11 protein-coding genes and 1 tRNA gene are annotated in these 9,628 nt (G+C 64.6%); 1 reads left to right on the top strand and 11 read right to left on the bottom strand.

The window, feature by feature from the left end; all coding sequences use genetic code 11:
* Positions 1–342: 342 nt before the first annotated feature.
* Together BN2503_RS18140 and BN2503_RS18135 are read right to left on the bottom strand one after the other, a co-directional pair.
* Complete coding sequence (locus BN2503_RS18140) at positions 343–1,776, bottom strand: site-specific integrase (RefSeq protein ID WP_054258017.1); 1,434 nt, start codon at positions 1,774–1,776, stop codon at positions 343–345.
* Positions 1,777–1,798: 22 nt separating this feature from the next.
* Positions 1,799–1,885, bottom strand: a tRNA-Leu gene (locus BN2503_RS18135).
* Between the two features lie 287 nt (positions 1,886–2,172).
* Between BN2503_RS18135 and BN2503_RS18130 the strand changes: the two genes are divergently transcribed.
* Positions 2,173–3,201, top strand: a complete 1,029-nt coding sequence (locus BN2503_RS18130; protein WP_054258016.1) for a tyrosine-type recombinase/integrase — start codon at positions 2,173–2,175, stop codon at positions 3,199–3,201.
* On the opposite strand, the gene BN2503_RS18125 is transcribed toward BN2503_RS18130, so the two are convergent.
* Genes BN2503_RS18125 through BN2503_RS18090 form a run of 9 tightly spaced genes read right to left on the bottom strand, consistent with a single transcriptional unit; the run spans position 3,161 to position 9,418 of the window.
* Positions 3,161–3,406, bottom strand: coding sequence for a helix-turn-helix transcriptional regulator (locus tag BN2503_RS18125; RefSeq protein ID WP_054258015.1), 246 nt, complete (start codon positions 3,404–3,406; stop codon positions 3,161–3,163). The genes BN2503_RS18130 and BN2503_RS18125 overlap by 41 nt on opposite strands.
* A complete protein-coding gene (locus tag BN2503_RS18120; RefSeq protein ID WP_139235571.1) occupies positions 3,403–4,512 on the bottom strand; it encodes a hypothetical protein in 1,110 nt (369 codons plus the stop codon). Before BN2503_RS18120 ends, BN2503_RS18125 begins: the two co-directional genes overlap by 4 nt.
* Entirely contained in the window at positions 4,509–4,949 is a 441-nt protein-coding gene (locus BN2503_RS18115; protein WP_054258013.1) for a hypothetical protein, read from the bottom strand. Before BN2503_RS18115 ends, BN2503_RS18120 begins: the two co-directional genes overlap by 4 nt.
* Positions 4,946–5,617 (bottom strand): hypothetical protein, encoded by a 672-nt coding sequence (locus BN2503_RS18110; protein ID WP_054258012.1) that lies wholly within the window; start codon positions 5,615–5,617, stop codon positions 4,946–4,948. The genes BN2503_RS18115 and BN2503_RS18110 overlap by 4 nt, the downstream gene beginning before the upstream one ends.
* On the bottom strand, positions 5,614–8,052 hold the full coding sequence (locus BN2503_RS18105) for a ParB/RepB/Spo0J family partition protein (RefSeq protein WP_074930475.1): 2,439 nt from the start codon (positions 8,050–8,052) through the stop codon (positions 5,614–5,616). The genes BN2503_RS18110 and BN2503_RS18105 overlap by 4 nt, the downstream gene beginning before the upstream one ends.
* A 2-nt stretch (positions 8,053–8,054) precedes the next feature.
* Positions 8,055–8,360 (bottom strand): hypothetical protein, encoded by a 306-nt coding sequence (locus BN2503_RS18100; RefSeq protein WP_054258010.1) that lies wholly within the window; start codon positions 8,358–8,360, stop codon positions 8,055–8,057.
* A gap of 1 nt (position 8,361) precedes the next feature.
* Positions 8,362–8,565: a hypothetical protein gene (locus BN2503_RS18095; RefSeq protein ID WP_054258009.1), complete on the bottom strand. Its 204-nt coding sequence runs from the start codon at positions 8,563–8,565 to the stop codon at positions 8,362–8,364.
* The gene (locus BN2503_RS20575) at positions 8,562–8,705 is read right to left on the bottom strand and encodes a hypothetical protein (protein WP_158447374.1); all 144 of its coding nucleotides are present in this window, start codon (positions 8,703–8,705) and stop codon (positions 8,562–8,564) included. The genes BN2503_RS18095 and BN2503_RS20575 overlap by 4 nt, the downstream gene beginning before the upstream one ends.
* Positions 8,702–9,418, bottom strand: coding sequence for a VapE domain-containing protein (locus BN2503_RS18090; protein WP_054258008.1), 717 nt, complete (start codon positions 9,416–9,418; stop codon positions 8,702–8,704). The genes BN2503_RS20575 and BN2503_RS18090 overlap by 4 nt, the downstream gene beginning before the upstream one ends.
* Positions 9,419–9,628 lie beyond the last annotated feature (210 nt).

The following is a 9,628-nucleotide window of genomic DNA, read 5'->3' as shown; positions in this document are numbered from 1 at the left end:
ACGGGTAGTCGGCTCGGTGCTCCTGCACCATGCGCACGGCGCGCTCGCGCACTTCCGGGGAGAACTTCGGTGACTTGTTCATAGCTCCATCTTCTCAAGTGTTGGAGCCTCCTCAAAACCCGGGGCGGTTCAACTTGGTGGGGCCCTTTCGCTCACCATCACGTCTGAGGTAACACCAGTGAAATAGGAAGAACAGATTTCCATGTTCAAACCGCAGCACAGTGCTGGCTGGAGCGTAGATGTCCGGAAACTGCTCAAACGGGAAATCGAGCACGGGCAGTGACTTGATAAAGGACGGCGTGCATCGTTGCCAGAGCGGCTCTGGAGTCGCTCTACTCACACTCATGTCGGCTCCTGGATGAGTTCGACTAGGTGGTCGCTCCAGCCTTGCTGAGCAAGTTGTAGCTGGCGCAGGTGCTCGCGGTGCTCCAGATACTTGTCGGTGGTCAAGGGGCTCTTGTGCCACATCAGCTTTTTGAGCTGGTCACGCGCCCAGACGAACCGCTTGCCAAAGTCCGGGCCCGCCTGAAGCATCTGGTAATCGACCCAATTCATGCCGAAGGTTGCCCTCAAGTCGTGATATCGGTACTTGAACTTAGGGATTTTTTTCTGCACGAGGGGTATGACGCTTTCCTCAATGAACTTTCGCAGCGGCCTTCCACTGAGCGCTGAGCGACGAAGGGGGGTAGCGGAGTCGCGCACTGCATTTCGGTCTTCTTTGGACTCATAGTAGGGTTGTCCTCGCTGCGTCAAGAACAGGTAGTTGTACGGGTCCTCCCCGCGGGTGGTTTTCGCACGCCGGTGCATGGCTCGTTCTGAGACTGCGTAGTCGTGCAATAGCTCGTATAGCATGCGTGGCACTGACAAATAGACACCAAAAACGTCGCCCTTAGTGTCGATGCCAGTACCAGGTCCGCAGCGAATCTTGTGTGGCCACTGGGGAATTTTTGACGAGGGGCGAAGAACGTCTCTCACTCTGAGGGTCAGTACCGTCATCTCGCGTGCACCGGTAAGCAGGGCCGTGTAGTGCATCAACGAATACTCACTATTGCCCAGCTCCTTGAGTGCGAAAACTAAGGCCTTCTGCTCAGCAACGGACAGTGGGCGCAACTTTCCACCGTCGTCGATGGTCTCAGCCATTGGGTCTTGCCGTTTACTTTCCTTGATGGATATGTCAGTTGTTTTGACTGCGGCAATCTGCTTGAAGCCCTTGGTGTCCCGGTATTCGATGTAAACATCTCTGTCATCCCAGGGTGGGTTTGCGGGTGAGAACTGCATGCGCGAGGTGCGCATGAGAAACCGATAGAAGCTGATGACGGTCGACATGCGTCGGGACGCCGTGGACTTCTTCAGTTCACCCGCGTTGACTTGGCTATGAAGATGATTTCGATAGAGGTAGGTTGGCCGGACGTATTTCTCGACCGCTGAGAAGTCATCCCATTGAAGGGCCAACGCATCTAAGAAAGTACGATAAGCGGCCAAATCTTGCGCCACGGGACCAAGGGAATGAATGCTCTGTGGCTTGGCTTGCGCCTTATCCAGCAGCCACAGGCAGGCCTCTGCCCATGGCACTCCAGAACCATCAACAACTAGCGGGTAGGCTCGGAATTCTGTCCAGCGCGTAGCCGTAGGACTTACGGGTGCTCGCCAGTATTTGATGTGGATACCACCATGATGGTGGTCTACTGGAATGTGGCCTTTGCCTGTGTTGTCTTGAACCTTTGTCAGTCTGAACAAAGGAAGATAGTGAGCGCGGGCCTGGTCTGCACTGGACATAGCGTGTGACGCGCGTCCACAATGGTGCCGGCGGCGGGACTTGAACCCGCATCTCCGTGAGAAGGAGGGATTTTAAGTCCCTTGCGTATACCGATTTCGCCACGCCGGCTACAGACGCATAGTTGCGATGTGTTCATTATAGCCGAAAGTGCCGAATGTTATAATCCACAGCATAGGTACCGAATAGCGGACTTAAAATCCGCCGCTTCCTGAAAAGGGGCGTGCCGGTTCGACCCCGGCTCGGGGCACCATCCAATAATTCATGCAAGTGCAGATGTTGCACTTGCCTAAACAAATCAATCACTTAGGCTAAATCGTATTGGTGTAAAGTGCGGCAAATTAAGCAGGGTGCACAACCGGCGCCCCCAAATTTCCCCCACTTCTCCCCCCAATCGAATGGCAACCCCCAAGCAAACCGCTGCAGGCACTTGGCGCGTGCAGATCGAGGTGCGTGGCCAGCGTGATGCGGCTACGTGTGCAACCAAGCGCGAGGCTTTGGAGTGGGCGGCCAGGCGCAAGACCGAGATGCTGGCCATGGCCAACGGCAAGGCTGGCGAGATCAAGACGCTGGCCGATGCGCTCGATCGTTACGGGCGCGAGGTCTCGCCCACGAAGCGGGGCGAGCTGAAAGAGGTCATCCGGCTCAAGGCCTTTGAGCGCCAGCCGCTGTTTCCTGGGCGGCGTCTGCTTGTCGATCTCACGCCTGCCCACCTGGCAGACTGGCGCGATGCGCGGCTCAAGATCAATTCACGGGGCGCAGTGCTGCGGGACATGGTGCTGCTGTCCCACGTGCTTGAGGTGGCCAGGCGCGAGTGGCGATGGATTGCCGACAACCCCATGCGCGACGTGCGCAAGCCTGCTGAGCCAGACCACCGCGAGCGCATCATCCAGCCTGCCGAGGTGCGGGCGATGCTGCGGGTGCTGGGTTGGTCGAAGCGCAAGCCGGTGCGCAGCGTGGCGCAGGCCGTCGCGCATTGCTTCATTGCCGCGCTGCAGACCGGCATGCGCGCGGGCGAGCTGTGCGGGTTGCGCTGGGACGATGTTGCCCAGGATCACGTGCAACTGCACGCGGGCAAGACAAAAACTGGCAAGGCGCGCCAGGTGCCGCTAACGCCAGCGGCTGCGCGCAATATCGAGTGCATGCGTGGGTACGACCCTGAGCTTGTCTTCGGCCTCACGGCCCGCAGTCTCGATGCGATGTTTCGCAAGTACCGCACGCGCGCAGGCCTTGAGGGCTTCACTTTCCACGATGCGCGGCACACCGCCGCCACGCGCCTTGCGCGCCTGGTGGATGTGCTTGACCTCTGCAAAATCTTCGGCTGGACAACGGCCACCCGGGCGCTGGTGTACTACAACCCCACGGGCAGCCAGATTGCAAAGCGGCTCAACGCTTCGGCCGCTGCTCCCACTCGATCACCTCGCTGAGCAGCCATTTGCCGTAGCGGTCGGGCTTCGGGAAAGTCACGTCCTCGGCCATCCAGCGCGGGATGGTGTTGCGGTGCACGCACAGGCGCTCGGCGAGCTGCTCGCGCGTCAGGCGGGCGCCCGTCACGCTGGCCAGGATGCGGCCAAAGTCTTGCACCGTGGCCCGGAGCTGGGCCAGCTCGATAGCAACTGGGTCAGCCATCATGCTCCCCCTTCCTTGGCCTGGGAGCGGGCGGCATCCACATCACTCCAGTCACCGCCCATCATTCGATCAACCGATGCGTTGAGCGAGGCGCGATTTTCGTCACTGACGATCCTCACCAGCGATGTGAATCTGCCTTCGTTCCACGCAACCATGATGTGTGAACTGAGCCAGCGCCACCGTGCAGCATCCCCCGCATCTGCAACACACTTCAGCATGAGAGCCTCTGACATGGACAGTACCTCTGCATCCCCCCGTGCTACAGGCGCGGCCTGTGCAATCCCCTCGCCGCGCGCCGCCAGGAATGCGCAGAAGTTCGCCACGTCCACCGGGTCGCCTTTATCCACATGCGCGCGCAGCATGTCGGAAAGGCGCTGCTGCGTGCATTCGGGCGTGCCCCAGCCGCTGTAGCCCTTCGCACGCTGCTTCGTCAGCTTGGCCTTCATTGCGGCTGCAAGGGCGTCAACGGCGGCATCGTCTGGGTGTGCTGGCGCTGCCTGGGTGGTGGGCGCGCCAGCAGGCGCGAGTGGCGTCAGCGCAATACGCGTAGCCTCGGTCTGATCCCAAAGGGCCTGCTCCTCGGGCTCGCTGCTCTCCGGGCGGCGTGGGCCAATCCAGCTCTGCAGGACGGCCAGCAGGCCAATGGCCTGCATGATGGCCGGGCTGTTGACGCGCGCGGCGTGCAGGCGCTCTGCGTACGCGCGCATGGTTTCCTCGGCGTAGTAGTGGCGCTGGGTGTCGTGCACGAAGCCCTGCACGTCCTCTGTGTAGTCGGGCGCTGGCAGTGGGATGTGGTCTTTCATTTGCGCGCCTATCGGCTCCAGGGCTATTTCGTCTGCTGGTGTAGTGGCGCTGGTGCCGGTCACAAGGCGCCCGTTGGTAGCTATCACGAAGGCGGCGTGTTTGGGGCCTTCGAGTGTGGGTAGCTTGGACTCCAGCCATTTCAGTACGTTGGCTAGACGCCAGTAAACCCCGCCCGCCTGGAATGCTCCACCGTGCGCGTTTGGCTGCGGTCTGTCCATGCGTATCCATGCCTCTGCGAGCAGTTGGCGGGCTTCTTCAAAGCCGGGCGTGCTTCTGCAGGCGTCCAGGTTTTGCCTGCGGCTCATTGCTGAAACCCCTTCATCAACTTGCTCAGGTGGCCAGATTTCTCCAGCTCAGCCAGGGTGCCAAGCGCTGCGGCCATGCGTTCGATGATCGCCACGTTGCGCTCCAGGCGCACGTAGTCGGTGCTGCGGTTGAACTTGTCCAGTAGTGCACTCATGTCGGTGGCGCTGGTGCGGGCTTTGCGGCTGGCGTCTTTGGCGGCGGCGGCCAGGGCATCCATTTCTGCCAGCATGCGCTTTTGCACTGTGGCCAGGTGATCTGTCATAGCCTCGACTGTGGCGGAGGCGGCTTGCATGTCGGGCGTAATGCGCTTTGCTGTCTGGCGTTGCAGGTGCCTGCCGGTGTTGATGTCTTGCTCTACGAAGGACATGACGGTGTCATGGTCGGCCAGTACCTCGCCACGCTGACTGATGCTGTTGTTTTGCTTTTCTGCTTTCATGCTGATCTCTCTGTGATGCCATTGCGTATGGCGGGGCACGCGGCCACCAGGCCGAGGTTTTGGGGTGTGGTGCGCATAACCTTGCCGCCCGTGCTGCGGGTGCGGGCTATCAGCTTGGCCGTGATGTCGCGCAGCTCGCCGCTGCTCACGTAGGCAAGCTGGTGGCGGTGCAGGTCAACGGCCTCGGCCAGGGCGTCGATCTCGTGATACTCCAGCTGCTGCGGCAGCCATGCGCCCGAGGCGAGGGCGCGTGCGCGTATGGCCGCCAGCGCGGCCATTGCGCTGTCGAAATGCTCGCGCATGCCGCGCACGATGCCGCTGTCCTCGATGGCCACGGCAATTGCCAGGTGCGTGGCCAGCGTGGTGTGCTGGTCTTCGGTGGCCACGCCCTCACGCAGGCGGGCCAGGCACGCCCAGGCCGTGGCCAGGGTGGTGTGTACCTCTGCGGCCGTCAGGCATGTGGCGCGTAGCCGAACGTTGTCGGCCGCGTGGTACGCCATGGCGCAGAGCCACTGGCGGCGGTGCTCGCGTGAGCACTGCCCGCGCTCCATTCGCCGTAGGCGCCGGGCGCGTGCGGCCGCCATGATCCGGGCCATGGGCAGCGGGCGGTGGTTGACGTGGCGGCGGCGCATGGCCAGGGCCGCCTGGAGCCGGGTGCGGCGGGTCATGCCACCACCTCCAGCTCTGTCACGTCAAAAACCACCTGCTTGGGCGCGCAGCGCTTGCTGCGCTCGATGGCCACGCACCAAGCGGCATCGCCGATCTGCGCCACCACGTTGCCCTCGTAGCCGATCCAAGGCTTTTGCTGCTTGCCGGTGGCCGTTTCGTTGACGCGCACGCGCGCACCGATGCCCACCGTTGCTGCTGCCCCGGTGGCCACGCCTGCACGGGCCTGGCCACTGGGCGCAGCGGCGCAGGCGGCCGCCTGGGCAGGGTCTGCCGCTGGGGCGCTGGGCTGCGCGGGCGCCGGGGTTGCGCACGTGGCGCTGGCCAGGGGCAGGGCGCTCGCCGCCGCCAGCGCGCGAGCAGCTGGTGGCGCTTCGTCGCCCTGCGCCGCAGGCGCCTGCTCAGTGGCCTGTGCACCACCAGCGGCGCCGCCACGGGGCGCGGCCTGCGGCTGCGCGCCAGCGACAGCCGCAGCATCGTCGCCTTGCGCCGCAGGCGCCTGATTTGCCTCCTCCAGCGCCCGCAGCTCGGCCGCAATCTGCGCCTGGGCCTCGGCCGCCGTGGTCTTCACGCGCGCGGCATCGCGCGCCAGCGCAGCCGGGGCCGTGGATTTTTTGGCCTTCGCGCGCGTAGGACTGGCTTGCGCAGCGGGGGGCGGGGTCAAAGTGCCCTCCGGGGCCGCAGGCTTATCGGCTTCGGCCTGGGCTTTGGCGGCGGCGCGCAGGTTGGCAATCGCCTGGGCCAGTTCGGCCTTCTCGGCGGCCGTGGCCTCGGCGTCTACCGCGTCCAAGTCCACGCCAAGGGCGCGGGTGGCGGCGTGCAGGACAGGTGCCCAGGCTGCCTCGCTGTACCACCCCCAGAGGCCGCGAATCAGCATGGTGGCCAGCATGTAGCGGCGGATCTCGGCGTGGTCGGCGCGGTCGATGCGGGCCACGGCGCGCTGCGTCATCGCTTCGTGGTCTTCATCCTCTACGGGGGGCAGGCTGAGGATAGCCAGTACGTCTTCTTCGTCCAGGTGATGGATTTCGAGCTTGATCCACTCGCGCAGCAGCTCGGTATCGGTCAGCACCTTGGCGGGCGTGGTGTGCGCATGGATGGCGCGCATGATGGTGGTGAACTGCGCCTTGCGGGCGGCTTTCTGCTGCGCCTGTTCAGACTTGCGCGTGAGTGCCTCGATCTCTTCGTCCAGGTTGATCGTCTTGCGCGTGGTCTTGATCGCGCCGCGCTGCACCAGCACCGCTTCAGCCTCGTCGGTGGGCACCGCCTCGATCAGCTCTTTGCTGTACGGGTCTTCGATCAGCACGGGCTTGGGCCCCTTGTCGCCCAGCAGCTCGCGCAGCGGCACCCTCTTGCCGTCCTGGGCCAGGTCGGCGCGGGTGGCATCCAGCCGGGTGTAGCCCTGCAGGGTGCGCCCGTAGCCGTCATAGCTGTGCTGGCGCACGATCTCCTTGGCTTCCTTGCCCTCGATGATGCGCATGCCCTTGGCCTCGGCCGCAGCGCGCAGGGCCTCGGCGTGGGCGTGGGCCTTGGCAGAGTGGCATGCGGGGTCGGTGCACAGGTCGGGCGAGTCCACATCGGCAAACAGCTCGGGCTCTGCGCCCGTGCGCTTGGGGCAGTCGCCGCAGGCGCCCACACCGGGCACCAGGCCGACTACCGCAATGGGAAACGGCGCATCCTCCAGCTTGAGCATCACATTGCGCTGCAACCAGCCCTCGAACTCGCGCACGCCCGTGGCGAAGTCACCCCGGTGGCTGCGGCGGCTGGCCTCTTTGAGGGCGGTGATCTGCACCTTCTCAACCGGGATGCGGGCAATGCGCAGCGCGCGGCTGTTGTCGATCTCGCCGGTGGCCAGGGCGTCGCGCACCGTCTGGCACAGGTCAAGCAGCTTGAGGCGGGCGTAGACGTAGCTGCGGCTCTTGCCGATCTTGGCAGCCACGGCGTCGGCGTCCATGCCGCTGCCCTGGCGCATGAGCGCGCCGTAGCCCTCGGCCTCCTCCAGCGGCGATACATCCTCGCGCTGCAGGTTCTCCACGATCTGGATCTCCAGCACCTGCTCGTCATTCAGGTGTCGCACCATCACCGGGATCTCGGCCACGCCCGCCAGTTGGCAGGCACGCCAGCGGCGCTCACCGGCCACCAGCTCGTATTCGATGGGCTCGGCCTTGCGCGTGGTGGCAATGGGCCACACCGGCACAGCACTACGGGCGCGCGAGGTATCGGCCAGGCGCTCGGGCGGCAGGGGCCGCACCAGGATGGGCTGGTGCACGCCGCTGGCAGCAATGCTGTCGGCCAGCTCGCGCAGCTTGGCCTGGTCAAACGTCTTGCGCGGGTTCGTCAGGCTGGCAACGATGCTCGCCACGGGCGCCATGAACATGCGCGGCCCGGCGCCGGACAGTGGAATTGCAGCGATGGCCTGGTCGTGTTGGTCGGTGGCCATGGTCATGCCTCCAGCGGAGAGTGGGTGATGCGCCCGTCAGGAAAGCGCAGCGTGGCGCCGGTGCGGCTGGGCAGGGCAAAGGCAGCCATGCGCGCGGGCGAGATGGTCGTGGGCTGGCGCAGCTCGGGGCAGGTGTACGGCGCGCTGGTGCGCCAGGCGGGCGCCTCGGCGTGCGGCATGCTGCGCAGATCCAGCTTGTGGGTGTGGATGCGGGCCGCGTTGGGGAGCGGTTGTAGGCCACTCGTGCGAGGCACGGGGGCAGGCTTGGCGTGCATGTGCACGCCGGTGGTGTTCTGTGCGCGAGGCATGTCAGCTCCTGGCGGGTGGGGTGGGTGCACACGTGTGCACGGCGGCGGGCAGGGCCGCGATGTAGCCGGTAGCGGCTGCGGCAAGCAGCAGCAGCGCCATGGCCAGCACCGTGCCCAGGGTGGAGAGGGCCCAGGCCAGCGCGCGCAGCAGGCGGGCGCGGCGGCGCGTGCGGTGCGGGCCGTCGATCTGCACGGGCGCGCTCATGGCCTGGCTTCCAGCAGCCGGGCGGTCGCGCCGTGCACGTTGTGGCGCGCCATGGCCTCGATGACGGCAATGCAGGACGTGGGTGCCAGGGCGATGTATTCGAGGCCTGCGCAGTGGATCAAGAAGGGGCGGAAGGTCATGCCGCACCGCCCTTCTTGCTGGCCCGCAGGGCTGCAGGCGCAAAGTAGCGTTCCTCCTGCCGTGCCGAAGGCGTGAAGCGCTTGCCCTGGCGAAAGCGGTGGTGTGCCTCGGCGAAGAGCTGGGCGCGGTGCTTGTGCAGCCAGGCCGTGTTCACGGGCTTGGCAACGTCAACGACCCAGAAACGGCGGTTGGTGGCGTCGCGCAGGTAGTCGCTCTCGCTGCTGGTGCACCACACGATGAACTGGCGCGGCTTCTCCTCGCTCCCGCTGCTGTAGGGCGCGCGAAAGCGGTCTACACGGCAGGAGAGAAAGGCCTTCGCGCATTCGATCTCTGCGCGGCTGAACATGGAAAGCTCCGCTAGCTCATAGGCCAGGATGCCTTCGCTGTCCGGAAGAAAGCGCATTGATCCGTTCTTGAACTCGGCGGGCACGTCGCTGTAGTGCCCTGCGCCCACCAGAGCCTGCACCAGCGTCGATTTGCCCATGCCTTGAGGGCCGCACAGCAGCACCGCGTGGTCGAACTTGCAGCCAGGCTCCAGCAGGCGGGCCACGTGTGCCATGGCGATGTAGCGGCCTACCAGCTCAAGGTAGCGGCGCTCTTTCTTGCTGGCCGTGGCGTCCAGGCCTAAAGCCTTGGGCAGCCAGCGGTTGAGGCGGGGTTTGCCGTCCCAGAACTGGGTCAGGAGCGGGCAAGCGTGGGTGATGCTGCTCATTTGCCCCCTCCCGTGAAGCCGCCCGTGAGGTAAAAACCCGCCACGAAGGCGACTGCGGGAGGGTGTGCAGAATTTTGTGTAAACGGACAATCCACCGCCGGCGCGAGCCGGCCTGTCCGTAAGCACAATGAGCACCAAGAAACACGACGTACCCGAAGAACTGCTGTCTGGCCTGCTGGCTAACTACAAGAAGCCTGAAGACCTCATCGG

Origin of the sequence: Paenacidovorax caeni (assembly GCF_001298675.1) — a bacterium.
In the GTDB taxonomy this organism is placed as follows: Bacteria; Pseudomonadota; Gammaproteobacteria; order Burkholderiales; family Burkholderiaceae_C; genus Paenacidovorax; species Paenacidovorax caeni.
This window is presented reverse-complemented; position numbering and strand designations above follow the sequence as displayed.

Coding starts and splice junctions, on each gene's coding strand:
- BN2503_RS18125 (WP_054258015.1), bottom strand. CDS start 3,406: ATGATGGCTGACCCAGTTGCTATCGAGCTGGCCCAGCTCCGGGCCACG.
- BN2503_RS18105 (WP_074930475.1), bottom strand. CDS start 8,052: ATGGCCACCGACCAACACGACCAGGCCATCGCTGCAATTCCACTGTCC.
- BN2503_RS18120 (WP_139235571.1), bottom strand. CDS start 4,512: ATGAGCCGCAGGCAAAACCTGGACGCCTGCAGAAGCACGCCCGGCTTT.
- BN2503_RS20575 (WP_158447374.1), bottom strand. CDS start 8,705: ATGACCTTCCGCCCCTTCTTGATCCACTGCGCAGGCCTCGAATACATC.
- BN2503_RS18115 (WP_054258013.1), bottom strand. CDS start 4,949: ATGAAAGCAGAAAAGCAAAACAACAGCATCAGTCAGCGTGGCGAGGTA.
- BN2503_RS18110 (WP_054258012.1), bottom strand. CDS start 5,617: ATGACCCGCCGCACCCGGCTCCAGGCGGCCCTGGCCATGCGCCGCCGC.
- BN2503_RS18100 (WP_054258010.1), bottom strand. CDS start 8,360: ATGCCTCGCGCACAGAACACCACCGGCGTGCACATGCACGCCAAGCCT.
- BN2503_RS18140 (WP_054258017.1), bottom strand. CDS start 1,776: ATGTCCAGTGCAGACCAGGCCCGCGCTCACTATCTTCCTTTGTTCAGA.
- BN2503_RS18090 (WP_054258008.1), bottom strand. CDS start 9,418: ATGAGCAGCATCACCCACGCTTGCCCGCTCCTGACCCAGTTCTGGGAC.
- BN2503_RS18130 (WP_054258016.1), top strand. CDS start 2,173: ATGGCAACCCCCAAGCAAACCGCTGCAGGCACTTGGCGCGTGCAGATC.
- BN2503_RS18095 (WP_054258009.1), bottom strand. CDS start 8,565: ATGAGCGCGCCCGTGCAGATCGACGGCCCGCACCGCACGCGCCGCCGC.